22 protein-coding genes and 1 pseudogene are annotated in these 24,481 nt (G+C 47.8%); 17 read left to right on the top strand and 6 right to left on the bottom strand.

Features of this window, described 5'->3' with window-relative positions; translation table 11 throughout:
• Positions 1 to 116: 116 nt before the first annotated feature.
• Entirely contained in the window at positions 117 to 1,922 is a 1,806-nt protein-coding gene (gene thiC, locus HW560_RS01985; RefSeq protein ID WP_257031610.1) for a phosphomethylpyrimidine synthase ThiC, read from the top strand.
• A 314-nt stretch (positions 1,923 to 2,236) separates the two neighbouring features.
• Here the strand turns inward: thiC and HW560_RS34365 are convergent, their stop codons facing one another.
• From HW560_RS34365 to HW560_RS01965, 5 genes are all read right to left on the bottom strand, one after another.
• Positions 2,237 to 2,296, bottom strand: a complete 60-nt coding sequence (locus HW560_RS34365; RefSeq protein WP_367620559.1) for a putative holin-like toxin — start codon at positions 2,294 to 2,296, stop codon at positions 2,237 to 2,239.
• Between the two features lie 143 nt (positions 2,297 to 2,439).
• A complete protein-coding gene (locus tag HW560_RS01980) occupies positions 2,440 to 3,132 on the bottom strand; it encodes a hypothetical protein (protein ID WP_179261785.1) in 693 nt (230 codons plus the stop codon).
• A gap of 202 nt (positions 3,133 to 3,334) precedes the next feature.
• The gene (locus HW560_RS01975; protein ID WP_161490662.1) at positions 3,335 to 3,502 is read right to left on the bottom strand and encodes a hypothetical protein; all 168 of its coding nucleotides are present in this window, start codon (positions 3,500 to 3,502) and stop codon (positions 3,335 to 3,337) included.
• A 545-nt stretch (positions 3,503 to 4,047) separates the two neighbouring features.
• A complete protein-coding gene (locus tag HW560_RS01970; RefSeq protein ID WP_179261783.1) occupies positions 4,048 to 4,866 on the bottom strand; it encodes a zinc ribbon domain-containing protein in 819 nt (272 codons plus the stop codon).
• A 74-nt stretch (positions 4,867 to 4,940) separates the two neighbouring features.
• On the bottom strand, positions 4,941 to 5,885 hold the full coding sequence (locus HW560_RS01965) for a helix-turn-helix transcriptional regulator (protein ID WP_179261781.1): 945 nt from the start codon (positions 5,883 to 5,885) through the stop codon (positions 4,941 to 4,943).
• 83 nt (positions 5,886 to 5,968) lie between these two features.
• Here HW560_RS01965 and HW560_RS01960 point away from each other — a divergent pair, with 83 nt between their 5' ends.
• The 7 genes and pseudogenes from HW560_RS01960 to HW560_RS01930 all read left to right on the top strand — a co-directional run bounded on the left by HW560_RS01960 (position 5,969) and on the right by HW560_RS01930 (position 10,391).
• A complete protein-coding gene (locus HW560_RS01960) occupies positions 5,969 to 6,664 on the top strand; it encodes a response regulator transcription factor (protein ID WP_090904295.1) in 696 nt (231 codons plus the stop codon).
• Positions 6,657 to 7,745, top strand: a complete 1,089-nt coding sequence (locus HW560_RS01955; protein WP_090904296.1) for a HAMP domain-containing sensor histidine kinase — start codon at positions 6,657 to 6,659, stop codon at positions 7,743 to 7,745. The genes HW560_RS01960 and HW560_RS01955 overlap by 8 nt, the downstream gene beginning before the upstream one ends.
• A 98-nt stretch (positions 7,746 to 7,843) precedes the next feature.
• Positions 7,844 to 8,504 (top strand): annotated as a pseudogene (locus HW560_RS01950) (M15 family metallopeptidase); the annotation flags it as partial.
• Positions 8,505 to 8,735: 231 nt separating this feature from the next.
• Positions 8,736 to 9,287 carry a VanZ family protein gene (locus HW560_RS01945; RefSeq protein ID WP_179261777.1) on the top strand — a complete coding sequence of 184 codons (552 nt, stop codon included), beginning with the start codon at positions 8,736 to 8,738 and terminating at the stop codon, positions 9,285 to 9,287.
• 13 nt (positions 9,288 to 9,300) lie between these two features.
• A complete protein-coding gene (locus HW560_RS01940) occupies positions 9,301 to 9,516 on the top strand; it encodes a hypothetical protein (RefSeq protein ID WP_143067087.1) in 216 nt (71 codons plus the stop codon).
• Positions 9,517 to 9,643: 127 nt separating this feature from the next.
• Entirely contained in the window at positions 9,644 to 10,042 is a 399-nt protein-coding gene (locus HW560_RS01935; RefSeq protein WP_179261775.1) for a hypothetical protein, read from the top strand.
• Positions 10,043 to 10,076: 34 nt separating this feature from the next.
• Positions 10,077 to 10,391 carry a hypothetical protein gene (locus HW560_RS01930; protein ID WP_090904301.1) on the top strand — a complete coding sequence of 105 codons (315 nt, stop codon included), beginning with the start codon at positions 10,077 to 10,079 and terminating at the stop codon, positions 10,389 to 10,391.
• Positions 10,392 to 10,499: 108 nt separating this feature from the next.
• On the opposite strand, the gene acnA is transcribed toward HW560_RS01930, so the two are convergent.
• Positions 10,500 to 13,214, bottom strand: a complete 2,715-nt coding sequence (gene acnA, locus HW560_RS01925; protein ID WP_090904302.1) for an aconitate hydratase AcnA — start codon at positions 13,212 to 13,214, stop codon at positions 10,500 to 10,502.
• Positions 13,215 to 13,597: 383 nt separating this feature from the next.
• Between acnA and HW560_RS01920 the strand changes: the two genes are divergently transcribed.
• From HW560_RS01920 to HW560_RS01880, 9 genes are all read left to right on the top strand, one after another.
• On the top strand, positions 13,598 to 14,596 hold the full coding sequence (locus HW560_RS01920; protein ID WP_373564975.1) for an amidase domain-containing protein: 999 nt from the start codon (positions 13,598 to 13,600) through the stop codon (positions 14,594 to 14,596).
• A gap of 138 nt (positions 14,597 to 14,734) precedes the next feature.
• On the top strand, positions 14,735 to 15,835 hold the full coding sequence (locus tag HW560_RS01915; protein ID WP_179261772.1) for a D-alanine--D-alanine ligase: 1,101 nt from the start codon (positions 14,735 to 14,737) through the stop codon (positions 15,833 to 15,835).
• A gap of 31 nt (positions 15,836 to 15,866) precedes the next feature.
• Positions 15,867 to 16,190 (top strand): hypothetical protein, encoded by a 324-nt coding sequence (locus tag HW560_RS01910; RefSeq protein ID WP_053779624.1) that lies wholly within the window; start codon positions 15,867 to 15,869, stop codon positions 16,188 to 16,190.
• 155 nt (positions 16,191 to 16,345) lie between these two features.
• Positions 16,346 to 17,347 (top strand): UV DNA damage repair endonuclease UvsE, encoded by a 1,002-nt coding sequence (gene uvsE / locus HW560_RS01905; protein WP_090904305.1) that lies wholly within the window; start codon positions 16,346 to 16,348, stop codon positions 17,345 to 17,347.
• Positions 17,348 to 17,454: 107 nt separating this feature from the next.
• On the top strand, positions 17,455 to 18,318 hold the full coding sequence (locus tag HW560_RS01900) for an inositol monophosphatase family protein (RefSeq protein WP_217504726.1): 864 nt from the start codon (positions 17,455 to 17,457) through the stop codon (positions 18,316 to 18,318).
• Between the two features lie 25 nt (positions 18,319 to 18,343).
• On the top strand, positions 18,344 to 18,634 hold the full coding sequence (locus HW560_RS01895) for a hypothetical protein (protein ID WP_179261770.1): 291 nt from the start codon (positions 18,344 to 18,346) through the stop codon (positions 18,632 to 18,634).
• 295 nt (positions 18,635 to 18,929) lie between these two features.
• The gene (locus HW560_RS01890; RefSeq protein ID WP_257031607.1) at positions 18,930 to 20,246 is read left to right on the top strand and encodes an SGNH/GDSL hydrolase family protein; all 1,317 of its coding nucleotides are present in this window, start codon (positions 18,930 to 18,932) and stop codon (positions 20,244 to 20,246) included.
• 874 nt (positions 20,247 to 21,120) lie between these two features.
• Positions 21,121 to 22,908: a sensor histidine kinase gene (locus HW560_RS01885; protein WP_090904310.1), complete on the top strand. Its 1,788-nt coding sequence runs from the start codon at positions 21,121 to 21,123 to the stop codon at positions 22,906 to 22,908.
• The gene (locus tag HW560_RS01880) at positions 22,883 to 24,436 is read left to right on the top strand and encodes a response regulator transcription factor (protein WP_090904311.1); all 1,554 of its coding nucleotides are present in this window, start codon (positions 22,883 to 22,885) and stop codon (positions 24,434 to 24,436) included. The genes HW560_RS01885 and HW560_RS01880 overlap by 26 nt, the downstream gene beginning before the upstream one ends.
• Positions 24,437 to 24,481 lie beyond the last annotated feature (45 nt).

Below are 24,481 nucleotides of genomic sequence, written 5' to 3'. Positions count from 1 at the left end.
TATGTCCCTATTTTGTGTGGTATGATCGCTCTTCCTTTTTCTATGTTGTGGATGGTTTGGACTCGTGCGCAAGCATTTCAATCCAGGCAATCACCAATGAGGAGGAGACAAGAGCGATGAGTACAGAGAACAGAACGCTGGGACAAGACGAGCAGGATCAGGTGTTGGAAAAGAGTGCAGGTGCGGCCGGACGAATTAAGCCCTTCCCGGGCAGCCGCAAAGTGTACATTCAGGGCTCACGACCGGACATTGCAGTACCGGAGCGTGAAATTGCCCTTCATGACACGAATACTCCCCAAGGAGTGGAGCATAACGAACCGCTGCGTGTCTACGATACGAGCGGGCCGATGACTGATCCCGGATTTCATGCCGATATCCGGGCAGGGCTGCCAGCGCTGCGCACCCGCTGGATTACGGAGCGTGAAGATGTTGAAGCCTACCAGGGACGAACGGTAAAACCGGAGGATAACGGATTGAAACCCGGAGGGAAGCGAACTGGAGCCGAGAAGTATCCAGGCTTGCGTGGTAAACCGTTACGGGCACAGGCAGGGCGCTGCGTGACCCAGATGCATTATGCACGGCAGGGAATGATCACACCGGAGATGGAGTTCGCTGCCATCCGTGAGGGTGTGGAGCCGGAATTTGTGCGGCAGGAGCTGGCGAGTGGCAGGGCCATCCTGCCGTCGAACATCAATCACCCGGAGAGTGAGCCGATGCTGATCGGGCGTCATTTTCATGTGAAGATCAATGCTAACATCGGGAACTCTGCGGTATCCTCCTCCATCGAGGAAGAGGTAGAAAAGATGACTTGGGCCGTACGCTGGGGATCGGATACGGTGATGGATCTTTCCACAGGCAAGGACATTCATACAACCCGTGAATGGATCATCCGCAATTCACCTGTACCCATTGGAACAGTTCCGCTCTATCAGGCACTGGAGAAGGTCAATGGAGAAGCCGAAGCACTGACCTGGGAGTTGTATCGTGACACGCTCATAGAGCAGGCAGAGCAGGGTGTGGACTACTTTACGATCCATGCAGGCGTGCTGCTGAGATATATTCCGATGACCGCCAAACGCATGACGGGCATTGTGTCACGGGGCGGGTCCATCATGGCAGCATGGTGTCTTGCGCATCATGAGGAAAATTTTTTGTATACCCATTTTGAAGACATCTGCGAGATTATGAAAAGGTATGACGTGGCCTTCTCTCTCGGAGACGGACTGCGCCCAGGAAGCATCTACGATGCCAATGATGAAGCCCAGATGGCGGAACTGGCGACGCTTGGTGAACTAACACAAATCGCCTGGAAGCATGATGTGCAGGTGATGATTGAAGGTCCGGGACATGTGCCGATGCACAAGATCAAGGAGAATGTCGATCTGCAAATGGAGATTTGCAAGGAGGCGCCGTTCTATACGCTGGGACCGCTGACGACCGATATTGCACCAGGATATGACCATATTACCTCGGCCATTGGGGCAGCGATGATCGGCTGGTTCGGTACGTCGATGCTCTGTTATGTTACGCCAAAAGAACATCTGGGCCTGCCTAATAAGGATGATGTGCGGGAAGGGGTTATCGCCTACAAGATCGCTGCGCATGCCGCTGATCTGGCGAAAGGTCACCCGCGTGCCCAGCGGCGGGATGATGCGCTGTCCAAAGCACGCTTTGAGTTCCGCTGGAGGGATCAGTTCAACCTGTCGCTGGACCCTGAGCGTGCGCTGTCCTACCACGATGAGACGTTGCCGGCCGAAGGGGCAAAAGAAGCCCATTTCTGCTCCATGTGCGGGCCGAAGTTCTGCAGCATGCGCATTACGCAGGATATTCGTGCTTTTGCCGCAGACAAAGGTTTGTCCGAGAATGAGGCCGTGGCAGCGGGTATGCAGGAAAAGGCTGAGGAATACCGGACACGCTCCTAAGCGTCGTTACAGCGCAATCTGGGCGGCCTGACATGGTGAAAAGCCGTTCCTCTCCGTGATTGCGGAGAAGAGCGGCCTCTTACTTGGTATGTGGTGCGCACACTTAACTTCGAGGAACAAGGATAATGACACAACATATTTTATCAGTTATAGGTTGATTGTCTCCCAGATGTTTAATAAAATGAATGTAAGTGAAAAACAAATAAGAGTAGCCAGGCCAATGGCTACTCCTGCACAGCATTTGCGGTGGGTATTCCTCCAAGTGCAGCATAGTTCAGACGAAGTGACCCGTCAGGCCGTCAACCTGTGGCGGGTCACTTCTTTTTACGGTCGATGTATGTCAAGAGCGCAATAATTAGCATTGCGAACACGATTTTACGTCGTTGAAAGAGAAGTTCATAGGATCACCTCCCACCGGAGGCAATCTATTTCCCACCACAGATTGGCTCAAAATAATTATTCCTTTCGAAAGTCTCTCATTCGAGAGCCTTTTTATTTTGCTTCATGAGCTCAACACTCAACACCGCTTCAAGCTCAACTTCTTCTCCAAATACGCCGCTAGCGAAGCCAAAGGGCTATAGATCGCCATGCCTTTATCTGCTGTAACCCGTGCTGCTGCAGGAGCCATGGACAGTTGAGCGGCTACTAGCGTGCTATCCGGATACTGCTCAGCAAGATGCTGTAAACCGCCGCTAACTGCTGCAAGATAACCTTCCTTATCGCCTCGCATAATTAACTCGAATGTGCCCGGGATCAATACTGCTTCAGTCTTTACGGTCACGGCCTCGTGTCGCTGCTCATCTTCATCATCTTGCTGCAAAGCCTGATTCACCCGCGCCATCGTTCCTTCAATCGTTGCGGGGTTGGTAAACGCAAGGATGTACTCGCCAGAATTTTGCTGCATTTCCTGAAGTAATGGATCATCAATTCCTATCACGGGCACGGGAATATGTTGTGCCTCTTGCTCGAGTACGGCTGCAAACAGGGTACAAGTGACGAGGATGGCATCTGCATGGCATTGGGCGATCCATTGCAGCGTCTGTGATACTTTCTCATGCGTAACTGCCTCGGTAAAATCAGCATCATGTTTGAGGCGATCCAGACCCGGATCGACATAATGTACAAATTCAACCTCATAAGGAGCGAGTGCTTCTTCAATCAGTGCAATATTGGAATAGTGAGCGTGAAAACAGCCAATGGTCATCATCATACTTGCCCCCTGAAATGGATTCTATCTCATATAAGTTCCGCAGATATTTAACCCATTATAGGGATGTGACAATAGACTGTACATATTTAAAATACGGAGGTAACAACATTTATCGTGAAAACGCGAATAACCGTTCATCTACAACTTCGCAGAGGAACGGTGCAAACCACGTAAGCGATTCTCAATTCGCTCGTCATTTCATTTATCGCATAGAAGGGGCAGCGTTCTTTTTAGCCATTTTTTGTTGCAAAATTTCATGAAAGGATAGACCTTGAGTGTTCTCATTCTCCTTTTTGGGAGCAGTGGTCGCCGTGTTGCGCGGATATTGATGGTGGTACGGGATCATTTGCTGAATAGGCATGCGGATCATCTTGGTTCCTCCTTTAATGCATTTTCAAATATGCATATGTGATTATGAATAGGTTATGTATTCCGACGGATTATCGTCTCTAATACGCAAATAGGTATATGTGACTTGTTAGACGAAACAGGCAACTTAAGGTGTAATTCCAATTGGATTGTAGTGATTTTACCCCGTATTCAGGAGATGTAAACGTTTTTAAGTAAATTCAGGAGGAAAGGACCGCATATGTGAAGTTTCGTATGGGAGGATAGAAGCGGTTGTTAAGTGAATAGACCCAGTTTTGAGAATGCCAATTGTGTCGAAATTAAGACATATTGTCTGGTTGTATAGGTACGACGCAAGCTAGCTAACTTGGTACCATGGTCGGTTGTCGGGTGCATATTAGGGCAATTTTCAACGAAAAGACAAAGCGGAAACGCCAAAAAGCCGTCAGGAAAACCTGACAGCCTAACAGCATTTTTCATAAATCGGTGTGCGGTATTCCATTGCTTAAATATAGATCGAAACGGTGCAATTGGAATTAGGAAATGACCTTAATCACTATTTTCTTATTATCCTTGGCGAACGGCAATATACAGGTCCACTTGTACGTTCTCAGGATCGAGGCTGCGCTCATCATACAATTCGAAATCTCCGGTAAATGTGCGTTCTCCCTGATTGTTCCAGGACCACGCTGCACCCCAGGCCTCGCCTACGACCTCGCCCATCGGGCCCTTTCTGGAGGTGAACACTGCATATGTTGCAGGTGGCAGCTCAACGGAACTCACTCCCTCAGGCAACGCTTCATCCGAACCCACCTCATGCCCCACCAGTATGGTGTATTCTCCATTTATGCCATCCGTATAATCAGCGTAACAGCCATAGCGGGGGGCTTCAGGGGTTGGCTGATAATCTGAGGCGAAGTAGCTGTTCCAGAGTCCCTGAATACAGCCTTTTCCGCTCATTTCAATGGCATTGGTTGTTCTGGCGGACACACCGGCAAGGCGCTTTCCTGGCAGTGTGACATACCGAATGGGCTCTATGGAGAGCGTATTGTTGCGAGTTGTTTGATTAAGGTCAGCGGACTCTTCCGAAAGTTCTGCCCCAAATGTCACGTTCCGTTCTGAGCCAGATGTATTCCATCTTTTCAAAAAAGGAAGCTGGTTGCGCAGCATCGACCTTGCTGATTCCTCGTCCATACCTTCCTGGTTCAGAATGGCGGTGCACATTTCAATCATGCCCTCCAGCGTAATATCGGGCTGTTCAAACTTCCCTTCTTTATAACAATAGATACAGTATTCGCGGGTTGTATTACCACCCGTTTCTGTGCCGAATTGGGCAGGGGTAGTAAGTGGCATTCCGCAGCTCTGGCATACTGTGACGTTCATCATCAATTCCTCCTCGGTATGTACAGCTTGAATATAATAGAAGTATAACGGGAGGAACTGGACACCTGTCTGTCAGGTTAGGGGTGGGCTTTATAATTTTGTACAATTTGTTCGGCAATTCTACGAATCTCTTCCCGGATATGCAGAGGCTCCAGCACTTCGACATCCGCGCCAAACCCAAGAATGAACCCATACAACCAGTTGTCCTCTGGAAATGCGACTTGGCTGATATAATACCCCTCACCATCCGAAACGACGTTCTCTATGCCAAACCACTCCTCTGCGATGTGACGGATACGAGCATGGAATCTCAGGGTCAGGGCCACTTGATTATCCGGAGTTGCCCACTCTTGCTGCCAGGGCCTGTCCTGGAGGTTGATCGGCTTGCGCTCGAAGTTTCCTTGAGCAAGGATGATGTCTCGCATGCGGACCAGCTTGAACATGCGGAAATCGTTGCGTTCGTGACAGAACGCATAGAGATACCAGGAATGCTTTTTGAGCACAAGGGTATGCGGATCGGTCGTTCTATGAGTTTGAGTACCTTCTGCACTACAATAGGTAAATGTAATGGGCCGCAGTTGATCCATGCCCTGTTCAATGAGCTGAAGTTTAATTTGCAGCGCTTCGGGATGCGTCCACATCGAATAATCCACAATGAAGCGGCTGGTATTAGCCTGGAAATCCTCATTTTTGGCTTCAGGCACGATGCTGCTGAGTTTCTCCATTAACAGATCCCGTGCTACATTTGTATGGGAGGTGGAGACACTGCGCAGCGCAGTGACGATGGAGGCCAGATCTTTGTCAGTCAGTACGTTTCGGTCAAGCCGATAGCCCTCTGCCAGGCCAATACCACCGCTTGCACCCTGATAGGTGACGACAGGAATACCCGCCTGACCCAGGGTGTCTATATCCCGGTAGATGGTGCGGATGGATACTTCAAACGTATCCGCCAGATCCTTGGCCTGCACCCGGCCACGATTGATCAGCAGCACAAGGATGGCTAATAAACGGTCCAGTTTCATATATTGGATTCCCTTCAATCATTTATAAGTTGGATTCAGATATGTTATATTGTTGAGCATCACATATAGGAGTGGAATAAGCAATGAAGCGTATTACGATTTTAATCGCAGATGATGAAGTTGAGATCGCTGATCTGGTTGCATTGCACTTGCAAAAAGAAGGATATCACATCATTAAGGCATTCGATGGGAAAACGGCGGTTCAAGCCGTACAGACACAAACGATAGATTTGGCCATTTTGGATATTATGATGCCTGGTATGGATGGATATGAGGTGACCCGCAAAATTCGGGAGCAGTATCATCTGCCTATTATTTTTCTGAGTGCCAAAACCTCGGATATGGATAAAATCACCGGGCTCGTGATGGGCGCAGACGATTACATGACAAAACCATTTAACCCGATGGAACTGGTTGCCCGGGTCAATTCACAGCTGCGCCGTTCCCTTCAATTTAGCCAGTCTGCACCGGTCCAGCGCTCTATTCTGGAGAAAGGCGGGCTCATTATCTCGCCAGATCAACATAGCGTCACCTTATACGGCAAGCCAGTAGAGTTAACACCGAAGGAGTTTGACATCCTTTATCTGCTCGCAAGTCATCCCAAACAAGTGTTCAGTGCGGAGAGCATCTTTGAACAAGTGTGGGGAGAGGCTTATTATGAGAGCGGCAATACCGTGATGGTTCATATTCGGACCCTGCGCAAAAAGCTGGGCGAAGATGTGGACAAGAACAAGTTTATCAAAACGATCTGGGGTGTGGGGTACACGTTCAATGAATAAACGCAGAAGTTTTCGAACGACCATGATTCTGTTGCTGGGTTTAAGCATGCTGGCATCTGGTGCGATTACCTTTGGGGTATATAAAGTGATGCAATACTATTACACTGGTGTGCGTGCGGAAGATCAGTTAGCAGAATATCGCCACTTTATGAGAAGCATAGGGGATATTTACTTTTTCCTCATCTTGTTCATACCGCTTGCGATCCTGTTTTTCTTCTGGTTTACCAAGCCGTATGTTACCTATTTCAAAAATATCTCCACAGGTATCCGGCAGCTCGCGAGTGGTGATTTCCAGCACCGTGTGCAAATTTCGACGAAGGACGAGCTGGGCGCGATTGCAGAGGATATCAATCTGGCGAGTCTGAAACTGAGGGAAGCGGTAGAACGGGGAGATTTTGCGGAGAGCAGCAAGGACCAACTGGTGGTAAACCTGGCGCATGATTTGCGTACCCCTTTAACATCAGTATTGGGTTATCTGGATCTGTTGATGAAGGATGATCAGCTGACGGAGGAGCAGGTCAGGCACTTTACAGCGATTGCTTTTACCAAATCTCAGCGTCTCGAGAAACTGATCGATGATTTGTTTGAGATTACACGAATGAACTATGGCATGTTGCCGATTGAGAAAAAGAGACTTGATCTTAGTGAACTGCTAAGGCAGATGAACGAAGAGCTGTACCCTGTTTTTGAAAAGAACCGCCTGGTCACCCGACTGCACATCGATTCCGAGTTAACCATTTCCGGCGATGGTGAGGTGCTTGCACGCGTGTTTGAGAACCTGTTGATTAATGCAGCGCGTCACGGAACAGATGGTCTTTATGTGGATATCCATGGGCACCGTGATGCAGGACAGGTGATCATTCAGATCATGAACTACGGGGGACATATTCATCCGGATGATCTGCCTCATATTTTCGATATGTACTATACCGGAGATCGTGCGCGGACACCTCAGGAAGGGGGAACAGGTCTGGGCCTGTTTATCGCCAAAAATATTGTGGAGCAGCATGATGGGTCCATTTCGGCTCAAAGTGATATCGTACGGACCGTATTTGAAGTGCGGTTGCCAGCACTAGAATGAAATAAAAGGATGAATTTAAGAAAAACTTTAGAATTGCCCTGCTTTTTTTTAACTAGTTTTCTCTATCCTTGAATGACGAGGTAAAGGAGGAGCATGGAATGAAAAAGTGGGGATTTTTGATATGTATCATTGTACTGGGATATATCTTTTCCAAGTCACCCGCACTGTTTGAGCAGAAGGAAGAGGCGAATCTGGAAGTTCAGGATACGGGTGGAATTCGTGCAGGCTATACGAAAACAATTAAAGTGAATATGCAGAATCAAGTACATAAAGGGAATTTATTGCTCGTCAATTCGGAGTATCCCGTTCATGCGGAAGGGATTAGAACCGACATTGTCAATCTGGCGGAACAACATGAACTGATTCGGGGATACGGATTGCTGGATCAGAATATTATGCTGTCAAAATACGTAGCGCAAGCATTCCAGAAGATGGTTGAAGCTGCTGGGAAAGAGGACGTACGATACTTCATTATCAGCAGTGGCTATCGGGACTTTACGAAACAGGAGCAGCTATATGAGGAAAAGGGATCGGACTATGCGCTTCCCGCGGGACATAGTGAACATAACCTGGGCTTGTCGATGGATATCGGCTCTACGCTGGCTGCTATGAGTGAAGCACCAGAAGGAGCTTGGCTGGAAAAGAATGCATGGAAATTCGGATTTATCTTGCGTTATCCGAAGGATAAAGTGGACATCACCGGCATCCAATTCGAACCATGGCATTTCCGGTATGTGGGATTGCCGCACAGCGCCATCATGTATCATAATCATCTGGTGCTGGAGCAATATTTGGAGCTGCTGCGGCAGAAAAAGAGCATTTCTGCTGAAGTCGGGGGCGAGAGCTATCTTATACGTTATTACGATGCATCCAAAGATGAGACCATTAATATCCCTGAGCACGGTCAATATGAGATATCGGGAGACAACATGAAGGGAGTTGTCGTGACGGTAGAGGAATAAACAACAAGAAATACATGGAGGTTCATATATGAAACCTAAGGAGTTCAACCTGAAGATGATATGGGTCGCGGCATTGATCGTGTATCTGTATCTGCTAACCAAGCTGATATTATTCAAGGGGCATACGGTGGATTGGAACATCGTGAGGGTTCAACTTATGGCGATCGCGCAGCAGCCGGATCTGATTCATACGCGAACCGTTAACCTGACGCCATTTCAGGAAATCTCGAGAGACTGGCATAGCCTGTCGTTACATCGTCCAGGTACCGCGATTCATCTGTTAGGCAATGTCATGGCCTTTATCCCACTGGGTATTTTTATTCCAGTACTGATGGGGAACAAGCTGTTGTCAGGGGCCAAGGTATTCGTACTTTCCTTGCTTTTAAGTTTTGCTTTTGAAGCGACACAGCTATTGACCGGCATGGGCATATTCGACGTGGATGATCTGATGTTAAACACGTTTGGTGGAATGATCGGTTATGTTCTGTATACCATGCTTATCGGTCTGAAACGTATGATTGTGGGAGGAACAGCAAGCACTGCGAAAAAAGAGTATAATACCAATCAGAGTCGGGTGTAAGGAGGGAAAATATTTGATGATTTTCTTGGTTGTTTTAATGATTGGGACAGGAATGGTATTTATCGTTCGTCCGCGTTATGTTACTCAATCTTCGTCAGAGGATGGAACCAACAACAATCAAATTACCTCCAGATGGATTGGGTACTCACTGATCATAATGTCCTGTCTGTTTGTGGTTATGGCCACACTGCAATCCCTGGATCAAGCATCACATTACATTGGGCATTAAAAGGAAGTGTAGAGGCGTTACATAGCCTTCGGTATATTAATAAGAGAAGCTCCCCATCGCGGCTGAGTACGGGGTGGGGATTTTTTATATCTGCCAGATACCCACATCCTTACAAGGAGGACATATATTGTATTCATTGGCTAAACAACTCGCAGGAAGAATGAAAGCGATCATGGACATCGAAAGTGAAATGGCTGAAGCTGAGCGTAATCAGCAAGGTGAAGAATTTGTGCGTGATTTAGCACAGAAAAGATCAGACTTGATAAAAACCTTTACAAGCGATGAGTTATTGGTCATAACAACCGTGATGGAGATAGGGCAATCAGAGAGAGGATATCGACACTACTTTGACTCAGATGACGTTGAGCTTATTTACCTCCCCATTGAGTTGAATGAGCATGAACTGATGAAGAAATACTCTCACTTTCTGGTACATAAAACAAAACAAGAACTAGCAGATGGAATTGAATATCATACACTCGTCTCGTCATTTTTAAAAGAAGGTATGGAAATTTTAAAAATCTAAACTGCTATCAAATTGGATCTAGGAGGTCTGCTAGATGATAATGAAGATTTCATACTATACACCAGATGGTTTCTATTATTATGTCCCCGATCAATATGCAGAGCAGATAAATGAGTGGAGAGGGGAGTTTTCTGATTTTTTGCAGAGTATAGAAGGGAAACATCCATTCACCCAATATACCGAATATATTGATCATGAGGGTAAGAAAGAATATGGTGTTTTTGTACGTTGCTACGGTGGGGATGATTTTGCAGACTGGATCAACGTGGAGAAATTAAACTGTAGAGGTGTATATCGCATTCCTGCACCACCTGATGATTCGGAAGTTGCATTGAGGATTGATTTTTAAACGTATATCGATTATTAAAAGCAAAATCAAAAAGCTCCCCGTCACCGTGCAGAGCGCACGTGGCGGGGAGCTTTTTGTATACCTTAATTGCATAAAATATAAATGCGATTAAGATTTTTTCATCATTTGACGCAATACGGTTTGCAGGATACCGCCGTTATGGTAGTAGTCCACATCAACCATGCTGTCCAGACGAGCGATAACAGGGAAGTCGAACTTGGTACCGTCCTCACGAGTTACGGTAACCGTCAGTTCTTGTCCTGGTTTCACATCATTGCTCAGACCTGTGATGTCATATGTTTCACGACCGTTCAGACCGAGGCTGGACCAGCCATGACCTTCCTGGAATTGCAATGGCATTACGCCCATGCCCACCAGGTTACTGCGGTGAATGCGCTCGAAGCTTTCTGCGATAACGGCTTTGACACCAAGCAGGAATGTTCCTTTTGCTGCCCAGTCACGCGAGCTTCCTGTGCCATACTCTTTACCTGCGATAACGATCAGGTTCTGTCCTTCGTCCTGATACTTCATGGAAGCATCGTAGATGGACATTTCTTCGTCTGTTGGCAGGTATTTCGTAATACCACCCTCAGTACCTGGAGCCACTTGGTTACGAATACGAATGTTTGCAAATGTACCACGCATCATAACTTCATGGTTACCACGGCGTGAACCGTAGGAGTTGAAGTCTTTGCGCTCTACGCCATGTTCTTTCAGATACAATCCAGCCGGGCTGGACGGAGCAATGTTACCTGCTGGTGAGATGTGGTCCGTTGTTACGGAGTCACCCAGCAATGCCATTACACGTGCGGAACGAATATCTGCAATATCCGTCAACTTGTCGCCAAGCTCCTGGAAGAATGGTGGATTCTGAATGTACGTGGAATTTGGATCCCACTCATACAATTCGCCTTCCGGTACAGGGATCGTATTCCAACGTTCGTTAGCTGTAAATACGTTCTCGTATTTGTTGCGGAACATCTGTGCGTTCAGCGAGCTAGCGATGGTATCCTTGATTTCCTCGGAGCTAGGCCAGAGGTCTTTCAGGAATACAGGTTCGTTGTTGGTATCATAACCGATTGGATCGGTTGCAAAATCAATATTAACGGTACCCGCGAGAGCGTACGCCACAACGAGTGGCGGAGAAGCCAGATAGTTGGCTTTGACCTGCGCGTGCACACGACCTTCAAAGTTACGGTTACCGGACAATACAGCCGCTACGGTCATATCATTCTCGGCAATTGCTTCACTTACTTCGTCTGGCAGTGGGCCAGAGTTACCGATGCAAGTTGCGCAACCATAGCCGGCAACGTTAAATCCGAGTTTGTCGAGATATTCGATCAGACCTGCTTTTTCCAGATACTCGGTAACAACGAGGGAACCTGGAGTCAAGCTGCTTTTCACATAGCCAGGTTTAGTCAGGCCACGTTCAACAGCTTTTTTCGCAAGCAGACCCGCTCCGACCATAACGCTAGGGTTGGATGTGTTGGTGCAGCTAGTGATTGCCGCGATAACGACAGCACCAGCACTCAGTTCGCTAGTGGAACCGTCAGGGTGTTTCACAGGCACTTTCTCAGCGATTTTCTCGTCGCTCAGACCATAGCCGCCTTTGTCGATCGGCGTACGGATAATGCTGTTGAAGCCTTCTTTCATTTGAGTCAGCTCGATGCGATCCTGTGGACGTTTTGGTCCGGCAAGACTTGGAACAACGGATGCCAGATCCAGTTCGATCACGTCTGTAAACTCAGGATCAACTGTATCCGCAGTACGGAACATGTTTTGAGCTTTGTAATAAGCTTCAACCAGATTTACCTGTTCGTCGGTACGACCGGTATTACGCATATAGTTCAGTGTTTCGCTGTCAACAGGGAAGAAACCAATTGTTGCGCCGTACTCTGGAGCCATGTTGGCTACTGTTGCACGGTCAGCCAGGCTGATGTTGCCAAGACCCGGTCCGTAGAACTCGACAAATTTACCGACAACGCCTTTTTTACGCAGCATTTGGGTAACTGTCAGTGCCAGATCCGTTGCGGTTGCGCCTTCGCTCAGGCTGCCTGTCAATTTGAAACCGATAACGTCCGGTGTAACAAAATAAAGCGGTTGGCCCAGCATACCTGCTTCAGCCTCGATCCCGCCAACACCCCAACCAACAACGCCGAGTCCGTTGATCATGGTGGTGTGGGAGTCCGTTCCTACGAGGGAATCCGGGAATACAACAGTTTCGCCGTCAATGGTTTTGGTTGCAGCCACTGAAGCCAGGTACTCCAGGTTAACTTGGTGAACAATCCCTGTGGATGGTGGTACTGCACGGAAGTTGTTGAATGCCGTTTGCGCCCAGCGCAAGAAGCGGTAACGCTCTTCGTTACGCTCGAATTCAACCTTGATGTTGTAGTCAAGTGCATCGTTCGTTCCGAACGCATCAACCATTACGGAGTGGTCGATAACGAGATCGACAGGTACGAGTGGGTTGATCTGTTTTGGATCGCCGCCTGCTTTTTTCACGGTATCGCGCATTGCTGCAAGGTCAACGACCACGGGTACACCGGTGAAATCCTGCAGAACGATACGTGCAGGGATAAATGGAATTTCTTTGTTATTGTCACGGCCTTCTGCCCAGCCAGTCAGTTGTTTTACATGTTCTTCGGTAATAGCACGTCCGTCGAATTGACGAATAGCTGCTTCGAGCAGCACTTTAATGGAGAAAGGAAGCTTGGAAAGGTCGCCGTAGCCGCCTTCCTGAAGAGCATCTAAACTGTAGTAGCGATAAGACTTGCCTCCGACCTCAAGACTGCGGGCCGCGGAGAAATGATTCTTGGCTGACATACATGTACCTCCTTAAAATGTGTCGGTGAGATGAAGAAAACGTTCATTTAGGTGAAGAACAGGCCTTCATCGTTCCGTGTCCTTGTTCGTTAGTTTCATTAGGTGAAACGTAATTTCATAATCGTAACTTTAGTTTTAAGTATAACGTTTTCAGCTCCGTACGTAAAGGGCTTTTTGCCTGTCCAGCCAAGCTATTATTGAGATTGAATGCGTTCTCAAGTAAAGGGAATGGACGCGATCTCTTCCGTGCGTATTATCCCTGATAATAAGGTTTCAAAACAGAACCAGACACATACAACCGAAATTCTCTCATATAAATATAAAGGAGATTTTCATGCAATGGATCATTCCGGACAGAACTCATGCCAAAGGGGGATACAGGCTTGGAACGCGAATGGAAGAGTGCCTTATATACCTACGTGAACCAGTATAATCGCTGTGAGATCGATTATCGTCCACAGACAAGCGAACGGATTGTCACCGATCCGGAATTTGTGCTGGAACGGGGAGAGCGGATGGCCAGACTGGATCAATGGTACCGCAAGCGGCGGGCCGTGCCTCTTCGCAGTGAGACCAGCGCCAAGCTTGTGCGGACACTTATGGATGGGGCCGATGAATCAGTAGTGGATGTGCAATTGTACAGCAGGCTGTTCTATGAGAAGAACGGTTTGACCCATCGGGAAGACCGGATTGAGCGGGAACGCCTGACTTTTCTTAGGCAAGGTGGAGTTTGGACCATTGCGCGTGTGGAACGTGAAGTGCCGGAGCGTCGCCCGGTAGGAGAGGGCCGCCCTTTTCAACAAGCTGATTTTGTACAGGCGATAAATCGGCCGCTGCTTAATCGAGAAGTGCTGGGACAGGGCAGGAGATCGAGGCAGCAGCTGTATCGCAGGGATCTGGCTGTCGCCTATGCGGACCGGTGGTGGAATGCGGGAAACCCGGCATTTGAGGAATTCGATGTCGATTGCACCAATTATGTGTCCCAATGTCTCTTTGCAGGGGGAGCACCCATCCACTATACTGGTAAAAGAGAAGCAGGATGGTGGTACAAAGGCTATGTCAATGGCTCTGAAATGTGGAGTTACAGCTGGGCTGTGTCCAACAGTCTGGAGCGTTATTTATCCGGCAGCAGCTGGGGATTGTCAGCAACCGAAGTGGATCGTCCAGAGCAGTTAATGCTCGGAGATGTAATTCTTTACGATTGGGACGGGGACGGCAGGTTTCAGCACAGCACCGTTGTGACCGCTTTTGATGCGGGAGGTATGCCGCTTGTGAACGCACATACGGTCAGCAGCCGCCACCGTTTTTGGGATTACCGGGATTCTTACGCTTGGAATGAGCGGACGGTGTACCGGCTTTTTCATATTGCAGATGAGTTTTGAGGGTCAACGATTTTACGGGATTCGGTGACGTGGACGTCTGGTTCCGTGTAAAATAAGTCTAGATAACAGAATAAAAAGTGGTGCTGAACATGCAGACATGGCAGGCAGCATCATTGCACAGATAATCGGAGGTTACGCATGAGTATGGATAAATTAACAGTAGGCGTCGTTTACGGCGGGAAGTCAGGCGAGCATGAGGTGTCGCTGCAAACGGCGTTTGCTGTAACGAACGCATTTGATTATGAGAAGTATGAACTGGTTCCTTTTTATATCTCCAAGCAGGGTACGTGGAAAAAAGGATCTGTCATGCACGCGCCATTCGCGCAGATTGAAGAATTGAAGCTGGAGCAGGCGGCGGGCGGAACCCAGGAAGCGCTGAACGCGCTGTTCGGCCGTTTATATGGCGGAGAAGAGGCGCTGGACGTCATGTTCCCGCTGCTGCACGGTACGTTCGGTGAGGATGGCACGATTCAAGGGATGTTCGAGATGGCGGATATGCCTTATGTTGGCGCAGGTGTACTGGCTTCGGCAGGCGGTATGGACAAAGTGGTCATGAAGAAGCTGTTTGCGCAGGCCGGAATCGATCAATGTGCCTTTACGTATTTTAACGCTACTCAATGGAAGCAGACTGAGTATGAAATGATCTTGCAGGTGGAGGATCAACTGGGCTATCCGTGTTTCATTAAACCAGCCAATCTCGGTTCCAGTGTAGGAATCTCGAAGGCGCGTAACCGGGATGAACTGAAGAAAGCCGTGGAGTTCGCTCTCCGTTACGATACGAAGGTTGTCATTGAGGAGTTTGTAGAGGCGCGTGAAGTTGAAGTCAGTGTGCTCGGTAATGACGAGCCGATGGCTTCCGTACCAGGAGAAATCGTATCTTCCGGTGAATATTATGACTATGCAGCCAAATACATCGATGGACAGTCTCAGATGCTGATCCCTGCTCCGCTCGACCCGGAAGCAGCAGATCGCATCCGTGAGGCCGCCTTGCAGGCATTCCGTGCGATTGAAGGCAATGGCATTTCCCGTGCAGACTTCTTCATTCGCAAATCGGATGGGGCATTACTTATTAATGAAGTAAACACCATGCCTGGTTTCACACCATACAGCATGTATCCGCTCTTGTGGCGTGAGACTGGCGTATCGTATGCCGAACTGCTGGATCGCATGATTGAGCTGGCTTTGGAGCGCTACAATCGCAAGCAGGCGTTGAACTACGAGAACGGCGTACAGGCGTAGCCTGGGGACGACATTATAAGGAGGGGTATGAATGGGATTTCAGACCGAATTCAATTCCGTGTGCAAGTTCAAGAATGAACAAGAGCTGTTTGAATTGCTTGAATACGGCCGTGGCAAAATGGTCAAACAAGGCTTTCGTGTATTTCCTACCGGACAGAAAGTCATTGCTTACACACCGGATAACGTGGCCGTAGCCATCGTAAAAATCGTAGTCTCCATTGCGGAGATTAACTTCCAGGGTCAAGAAGTGACCGAAGTGGAGATGCAATTGATCCGTAAACTGAACGAGGAAGAATCACGCATTCAGACGGCTCTCGCGGACGAGATGTTCTTTGGTGAACAGGCACAGGGCTAGTTTGTTACATGTGGATCGGGACGAATGGACGGATTTGCCCAAATCACGATTATGGTCACTCTTTTAGGGTAAAACTTGGTTATATAAAGTGAAGGGAAGACTGCCGGCTTCATATGTCGGGAAGGAATCCCGCCCTAATAGAGAGGAAGAAATTCATGCTCGTACGTTTTGGCTATGTGGCGATGTCCGTGCTTGTGGAGAATGCTTCTCCTTCCCGGACGATGACCATGTCCAGCTTTAAGAAAATTGATGATAGGGAAGCGGCAATTCGCAAGCTTGAACGGATTGCAGCCGAGAATTTGCATAATACATTACGTTTGCTCAGACACAACAAAGGAAGCCATATTCATGTATATCGTTTCTCCTCCAAATTAATCCCGCTGGCAACGCATGAGGATCTCAGTGATTGGGACCCGTTTCCCGCGCTCAAGCAGGATTTTGCCGCGATTGGCGATTTTGTGAAGGAGAACGAGATGCGTGTATCTTTCCACCCGGATCATTTTACGGTACTCAGCACGCCGCGGGAGGAAGTGCTGCGCAACTCCATGCGCGACCTTCGTCATCATGTACGCATGCTGGATGCCATGGGTCTGAATGCTACTGCCAAGAACAATATACATATTGGTGGTGCATACGGGGACAAGCCTAGTGCAGCGCTGCGTTTTGAAGAAAATTTTCTGAAGCTGGATCGGGATATTCAGGAACGGATGACGCTTGAAAATGATGACAAAACGTTCAATGCACCCGAGACACTTGCGGTCTGTCAACGTGTGGGGCTGCCTATGGTGCTGGATATCCACCATCAATGGGTGAACAATGAAGGCGAACAGCCGTGGGATCTTTGGCCGGATATATTGAAGACGTGGGAGTCTCCGCTGGCTCAAGCGGATTCACCGGCAGACAAGCCGTTGCCTCCCAAAATTCACGTCTCCAGTCCAAAGAGTGAGAAGGACCTGCGTGGTCATGCTGACGGTGTTGAGGTGGAGCCGATGCTCGCTTTTTTACGTCATATTGCAGCCGATACACCCGCCCTTGATGTGATGATTGAGGCCAAGCGCAAGGATGAAGCTCTGGTGCAGTTAATGCAGAAACTAGCATTCTATCACGAAGAGGGTGTGGAGTGGGTGGACGAATCGACGGTTATCATTCATCCGTAGCGCCAAAAGGGGCCTGGGCAACGAGAAACTTTACGACCCTTGGGGCGTATACTTTTAACAAGTATTTTAATTTTTCGTAGATTGATATAGAAAGTAGAGTGAACGCTTTGAATGAGAAGGAAAAAACACCTTATGTCGTGACAAGCAAAAGCTATACTGCCGTCGCCATTAATGCAGCTTCCAAAGCTGGAGAGTGGATCAAGAGCCGTCTCGGAACGGTGGGGGAGCCTGGAACCAAGTATTCGCCGCAGGATCTCGTTACTGAAGTGGATAAAGGTGCAGAGCAGATGATCCGCCGCCTGATTCTGACGCATTTTCCCCATCATGCCATTCTGGGTGAAGAAGGCGTGGAACCAGGACCGGAAGCATCAGCGAAGGCACTGAAAGAAGCTGAGGAAGAAGAGTTTCTCTGGATTGTGGACCCGGTGGACGGAACGACGAACTTTGTGCACGGTTTTCCGTTCTATTCGGTATCCATCGCTTTGGCTCATAACGGTGAGGTGATTGTTGGAGTAATCTACGATCCTTCCCGTGACGAGATGTTTGTTGCGGAAAAAGGAAAAGGCGCTTACGTGCACGGAAACCGGATGCTTGTATCGGGTGAACAGGAACTGGCTCAGAGCCTGATCGCGGTTGGCTTCCCGGCGGATACAACCTACGCGCTGCCAATCAATATGGCCGCTGTTCAGGCACTGGCACCGCAAGTACGCAGCCTGCGTGCAGGTGGTTCTGCCGCCCTGCACTTGGCATATGTTGCAGCGGGGCGCCTCAGCGCTTATACCGAAGTTGGTCTGAAGCCTTGGGATATCGCGGCAGGTGCACTGCTGGTTGAGGAATCCGGTGGCAAGGTTACCGATACCGTCGGGACGCCTTACCAACTGTCCGTAAGTCATGTGGTTGCCAGCAATGGCAAGATTCATGATGCACTGACGGATGTGCTGAAGGAAGCCAACGCAACAGGTTTGGAGTGAAAATTTACTAAAGGAGCGAACAACAATGGATGAATCCAAAGAACTGGAACGACGTTTGAGTGATATGCTGACTGAAGGGGACATGGAGGAGTCCGGCGATGCTGACAAACGTGAACGTCAGCTGATTCCTCCCAAGTACGAGGTTCGCATTCAGACAGAACGGGACCCGATTGTCGAAGAAACGTTGAAGTACCGGGACATGGCACGTGAGGTGGATGATCGCTACGATCGCTACCTTGAGCGGCCTACCGGGAACAAACCGGATACCGATCCGATTGATTCAGATTCTGGAGAATCGGAGAAACCGAGGTCTTGACAGGATAGCATTTTTATTGGTGTTAATCGAAGGGGCTTCCAGTAGTCATGAATATGGCGGGAAGCTTCTTTTGTTCGTTAGCTTGGGGATTAGCGACGACGATCAGAGGGGAGAACTTACTTACGGGGTAGCCTATTTCACACGTACAGGGTGAGCGCCTACTTTTTCGTGAAGACGACAGCGCCCCTTTAATAATGTTAGAATAGAGTTACACGAACTTCTGTCATCGGAGTGAACAGTGTAAATGTAAGTATTTTTTTATTTTATAGATACAAGAAAAAGGAGTGTTCTAAGAATGAAGCGTAAACGCATATGGAGAAGTACCGCCGCGGGATTAACGGCAAGTATGCTGGCAGGCATGCTGATTTTGGCATCATCCGCACAGTCTGCTCATGCTGCGGATAGTAGTGCGTTACCGGCAGGAAGCGTAACATCATCATTGCCTGTACAGAAAGATGCGGTAGCGGTAACCAAGGAATTCCGCCTCGTCACATTGGGGGACTCCATCACCGTAGGGTATGAGCCGAACCTCAAAGAATTGCCATATGGTTATGTAGAACGGTTGCAGGAACAAGGTCTGCTTCACGGACGTACTCAGGTGGACAACTATGGTATTGCCGGATTGAAGAGCAGTGGATTGAAAAACTTTGTAGATGCGATCAAGGAAGGGAAAGCGCTCACTTCCGAGGCCATCCAACCAAGCCTGCCTGACCCAAGAGCGGCACAAGTTGGAGCCAATATTGCGGCCATCCGGGAGAGTGTAGCAGAAGCCAATCTGATTGCCATCACGATCGGAGGTAACGATGTATCCGAATTGCTCGGTTCAGCAGATAAGCTGAGTGATGCGGAACTGGAAGCCAAAGTGAAGGAATTGCTATCTTCTTATACAGCCAATGTTAGCGCAGTTATCAATGATATTCATGAGATTAATCCTAATGCCAAAATCGTAATCGCTGACCAGTACCAACCCATGCCTGAAGTAGCTGGCAAAGCACTCTACGCGAAACTAATGGAAGCTTCCCAAGGGTTTACTGCGACCATTGATGGAATTGCGACTGAATTTGCCGCTAAAGGGATGGATGTAAAAGTGGCTCATGTCGCCAAGGAGTTCATTGGCGGTGAAGGCACGATGACTCATATGATTAAGGATCGCGACTTCCACCCGAACCAGTTCGGATATGAAGCGATTGCCAAAGTATTCGCAGAAACAATCTGGGGCGATTACACCAAGCTGACGGCTCCTGCTGCAGGCCAGCCGATGAATATTATTGTCAGCGGTAAAACGCTGGATACGCCGTACAAACCAATCATCCGCAATGGCAAAAACTTTGTGGCGATCCAGGATATCGTGAACGCCGTTGGCGCAACCACGGTATGGGATAATAAAACATCAACTGCAACGATTACATATGGGGATCGGAAGGTTGCCGTGAAGATTGGTGCAACGGCTGTTCAGGTGAATGGTGCATCCGTAGCCGTGGATACACCTGCATTCCTGAACAAGGTGGGCACAGAATCCAAAACGTATGTACCTCTCGCCATGGTCGCCGAGGGTCTTGGCTTTGATGTGCAGTATGTAGCCAAGTTAAAAACGGTATTTGTAAATCCATGAAATGTAATAAAGTTTATTAAATAAAGTTTGTGAACTTAAAAGGATTTAAGTAAAAATGCTAAAGCCTTCCTACTAATTAGGAAGGCTTTAGCATTTTTACTTGGGAGACTGAATGAAATTATAAAGTCATATTAGTTTTCCTCTTTTTGTAAAGATGGTGAATCCAAGTGAATATCCATTCTATAATATGATATAAAACTGAAATGGATAGAGCTGACCAGAAATCTTGGATATATACCCCTTCAAAGGTAGAGCCCAAAAAATAAATAATGATACCGTCGATTAATATTGTGACAGAATTTCTGGTATAAACTGAAACATGTCTTATTACACCATAGTTCAAGGCAGCAATGATAATAGGATGAATAAGCGTTTCAAATAATATAAATCCAATTAAAATAAATACAGAAAATATAATCCCATCACCAATCTGTTCAAAATATAACGAATTACTCATACCCCCAAAAGTATAAAAAAACAAACTATATAGTACTGTGAAAAAAGCAACAGGAACAATGATCAGTAGAGATAACAAAGGAATAAGCCAAAGTCTTACGTTTACTGGTGTGGGGCGATTCTTTATCTTTGCGAGCTATAAACTTAATGATTTCATTTAGTGATAGGAAAAGAAAAAGTAGCAAAATGAGAATAAGTATATGGGTAGAATTCATATTTCCTCCTTTGGAATTATTAATATATAAATTACTATAATTTCCATGAAAATAAAACCTACCACCCTTCGGGAATAACCTAAAATGTTGCATAAATATGACTTGTCATCTGACCATGGATGTGTAAATATGAAAATAACTTACAGCAGATCGAAAACAGTATCGAATGGCAGCACCCTTCGCGAGCCAAAGGAGCGCTTTGGATGAGAAAAATTAAGAACGCTTTCACGACATTGCCGATTCATCACAAAACCATTCTTCTCATCGGATTACTGATGCTGATCAGCTTCACGTTCTATGTGTCTGTCCTGGGATATGTGTTCGGCATTTATGACCGACAGATCTATGAGAAGTCCTCACAGGTGCTGAATATGTCTTCGGTAGGCATCGAGAACCAGCTGCGTGAAATCTCTAATCTATCCTTTAAAGTCATGTCTGACGAGCCGCTCCAGCAATACCTTCTTCAGTTGGAAAAAGCCGAAACGGGATATGAGCAAAATGGCCTGCGCAAAAAAATTACCAACCGATTGGTCGCATATGCAGGTTCGGAGAAATACGTCTATTCCATGATCTTTATCGATAATGATAATAATATTATGGCAGCTGGAAACCGGGAGGGGATCTCGGAGTCGAAGCAGAGTGAATTAGTTGCACTGGCACAACAATATTCGGGCTCCAATGCCTGGTACACGGGCGGCGACCAACAAGCCAGACTACTGTCAGTTAGACAGGTGAAGTCTTTTACCGGTGGAGCGTTCACGCTGGAGAAGCTGGGAACTCTCGTTATTCGTGTACGACTGGATCGGATTGTGCAGGACCAGATGCAGCACCCGGCAGAGGATTCACAGCTATTAATTACAGATGGCCGGGAAGTAATCTACCCAACAGAGTCGACTGTCAGTAAATCTGAAATTGAGTCTGAACTGAAGCGCACTCAACCCTATGGGATAGCCATGTTTGAGCAGGGAAGGAATTTTGTCGCCCGTGCAAATTCTCCCTATACCGATTGGGTGTATCTGTATATGACGCCCTTTGACCAGATGTTTAAGCAGATCCAGTTTGTTAAACAGCTGGTAACTGTCATTTTTATCATGATATTTCTGGCGGCGCTTATATTTGGAGCCAAGTTTTCTCGCAGCATTACACAACCCATCGCCCAGTTGATCAAGAAAATGCGCAATATCGAAAAAGGCGATCTGGATAAGCTGGAGGAAGCAGCGCTGGGCAATGTCCCGATATCTTCACAAAATGAGGTTGGATTGCTGCACCGCACGTTCAAGATGATGTTACAGCGTATACGCGAGCTCATTGACGAGAATTATGCGAAGCAACTTGTGATACGAGAGACTGAATTGAAAGCGCTTCAGGCGCAGATTAATCCACATTTTCTATATAACACACTGGAATCAATCAACTGGCTTGCCAAAGTACAGAAGCAGCACCAAATCTCCGAAATGGTTGAGGCCCTCGGATTTCTGCTGCGAAGCTCAGTGAACATGTCCGAGAAGTGGATTACTTTGGAAAGGGAACTGGACATCGTCCGCAGTTATGTGACGATTCAGCACACGCGGTTCGAGGAAAGACTTGATTTTGACATGGACATTGCGCCCGAAGTGGGAACTGCCCGCATTCCGAAGTTAACCTTGCAGCCATTGGTAGAGAACGCCATTCATTATGCATTGGAGCCAAGCATAGAACCTTGCCGAATTCGGATTAGGGCGAGAGCGGATGGAGACCATGTTGTAATTGAGGTGGAGGACGACGGCCCGGGCATGACTGCCGAATTTTTGGAGCAATTGCAGGAGGGACGCATACAGACGAGGGGACAGGGGATCGGGCTGTCAAACATCAAGGAACGGATCAGGTTGACCTTCGGCGACGAAGGCGAAATGATCATGAGCAGCAATCCCGGATCAGGGACCGTAGTATCGATCAGAATACCTTGGATCAGAGAGGACGATGACGATGTACAAAGTGATGCTCGTAGATGATGAACGTGTCATTCTGGAGGGAATTTCGCAAGTCGTGGATTGGGCTGCGGCGGGGACGGAACTGGTGGATACGGCGAGAAACGGTATTGAAGCGCTGGATAAAATCGGTCAATCCAGACCGGATATTATTATTACGGATATTTCGATGCCAGGCCTTGATGGTCTTGGACTCATTGAAAAAGCATCCGAAGCTTACCCTGGACTCCGCTTCATCATGTTGTCTGGCTACAAAGAGTTCGAATACGCTCGCCGGGCCATGCAATATGGAGTAAAGCATTATCTACTCAAACCGTGTAACGAGAACCAGATTCACGATGCCTTGTCCGAGTTGCTTCAGGAACACCAGGATGCCCAGGTGAAGGAACATGTGGCCGGAGAGATGAAACAGCGGCTGCAGCGGGTGCTGCCACATGTGAAGGAGCAGTTCCTGCTGGAGTTTATGACGAACCAAACCTATGGTCCGGTCGATTTGGAATATTATCAGGAGCTGTTTGACCTGGAGCTGGAGGATAACGAAGTTCGGCTGCTGCTGTTCCGAATCGCAGATGAACATGATTATAGTCATTTATTTGCGATCAAAAATATTGCCAGTGATCTGCTGCCCCATGTTCTGTTAAGCACTACCATTGAAGGCAAACTGTTAATTCTGCTGGGGGACTCTGCCGATTCGGTCGGTCTGAAGAAGAGCATCGAGGAAGTGCGGGCTGCTTTCACCAGACTATATAAACTGGAAGTTACGGCTGCCCTCAGTGAAGCAGATCGAATGATCCAGTCCCGACGTCTGTTCCGTGAGGCACTGCAATGTCTGAACCACCGCTTTTTTATCGGTGAAGGCAAGCTGATTACCAAAAGTGATCTGGAGCTGGCCGGCGAATGCGACGGTGTACATGTTGAACAAGATGCAGAGCAGCTCTGCCAGTTGATTAAGTCAGGCAATACCGAAGAAGCTGCAGCTGAAGTGGATCGCTTGTTCGAGCTTTTGTCCGGTCAGCAGCTGGAAATTGGGATTACTCGTTCGTATGTGGTGCAGTTGTATTCCGCAATGATTCATGTCTGTCCTCCTGAGGAGGCGACGGAATTCACCCAGCGGATGGCAGAGCTGCCCCACATCGATACCTTGTCTGGCTTAAAATCCTTTGTTGCCAGCAGTGCAGCCCGGTTAACCTCCGGTTATTACAAAAACCATATTAGCCGTCAGTCTTCTGCCGTGGAGAAGATGATGGATATTGTGGATCGACACTATGGCGAGGCTGATCTCTCTCTTAACGGGGTTGCCCATCAGATGTTATATATGAATCCGGATTATCTCGGGAAGATTTTCAAAAAAGTGACGGGAGAAAACTTCTCCAATTATGTGAATCGTTTACGCATTGAGCGTGCTTGCGACCATATTCGCAGAGGCGGGGATGTGAAGGTTTTTGAGCTTGCCGAATTGTTTGGCTTCGGAGGGAATTCACAATATTTCAGTCAGGTGTTCAAAAAGTGGACCGGCATGACACCTACCGAATTTCGTAGAACTGGCTTATAACAATTGACTGACGAACATGGAGTTGATATATGAGGGGGACAAACA

Origin of the sequence: Paenibacillus sp. E222, from assembly GCF_013401555.1 — a bacterium.
Lineage (GTDB): Bacteria > Bacillota > Bacilli > Paenibacillales > Paenibacillaceae > Paenibacillus.
The sequence above is the reverse complement of the archived record's forward strand: the minus strand, read 5'-3'. Positions and strand labels throughout refer to the sequence as shown.

Excerpts from the sequence above, each read along its gene's own strand:
- thiC (WP_257031610.1), top strand. The coding sequence starts at position 117 with ATGAGTACAGAGAACAGAACGCTGGGACAAGACGAGCAGGATCAGGTG.
- HW560_RS01980 (WP_179261785.1), bottom strand. The coding sequence starts at position 3,132 with ATGATGATGACCATTGGCTGTTTTCACGCTCACTATTCCAATATTGCA.
- HW560_RS01975 (WP_161490662.1), bottom strand. The coding sequence starts at position 3,502 with ATGATCCGCATGCCTATTCAGCAAATGATCCCGTACCACCATCAATAT.
- HW560_RS01970 (WP_179261783.1), bottom strand. The coding sequence starts at position 4,866 with ATGATGAACGTCACAGTATGCCAGAGCTGCGGAATGCCACTTACTACC.
- HW560_RS01965 (WP_179261781.1), bottom strand. The coding sequence starts at position 5,885 with ATGAAACTGGACCGTTTATTAGCCATCCTTGTGCTGCTGATCAATCGT.
- HW560_RS01960 (WP_090904295.1), top strand. The coding sequence starts at position 5,969 with ATGAAGCGTATTACGATTTTAATCGCAGATGATGAAGTTGAGATCGCT.
- HW560_RS01955 (WP_090904296.1), top strand. The coding sequence starts at position 6,657 with ATGAATAAACGCAGAAGTTTTCGAACGACCATGATTCTGTTGCTGGGT.
- HW560_RS01945 (WP_179261777.1), top strand. The coding sequence starts at position 8,736 with ATGAAACCTAAGGAGTTCAACCTGAAGATGATATGGGTCGCGGCATTG.
- HW560_RS01930 (WP_090904301.1), top strand. The coding sequence starts at position 10,077 with ATGATAATGAAGATTTCATACTATACACCAGATGGTTTCTATTATTAT.
- acnA (WP_090904302.1), bottom strand. The coding sequence starts at position 13,214 with ATGTCAGCCAAGAATCATTTCTCCGCGGCCCGCAGTCTTGAGGTCGGA.
- HW560_RS01915 (WP_179261772.1), top strand. The coding sequence starts at position 14,735 with ATGAGTATGGATAAATTAACAGTAGGCGTCGTTTACGGCGGGAAGTCA.
- HW560_RS01910 (WP_053779624.1), top strand. The coding sequence starts at position 15,867 with ATGGGATTTCAGACCGAATTCAATTCCGTGTGCAAGTTCAAGAATGAA.
- uvsE (WP_090904305.1), top strand. The coding sequence starts at position 16,346 with ATGCTCGTACGTTTTGGCTATGTGGCGATGTCCGTGCTTGTGGAGAAT.
- HW560_RS01895 (WP_179261770.1), top strand. The coding sequence starts at position 18,344 with ATGGATGAATCCAAAGAACTGGAACGACGTTTGAGTGATATGCTGACT.
- HW560_RS01890 (WP_257031607.1), top strand. The coding sequence starts at position 18,930 with ATGAAGCGTAAACGCATATGGAGAAGTACCGCCGCGGGATTAACGGCA.
- HW560_RS01885 (WP_090904310.1), top strand. The coding sequence starts at position 21,121 with ATGAGAAAAATTAAGAACGCTTTCACGACATTGCCGATTCATCACAAA.
- HW560_RS01880 (WP_090904311.1), top strand. The coding sequence starts at position 22,883 with ATGTACAAAGTGATGCTCGTAGATGATGAACGTGTCATTCTGGAGGGA.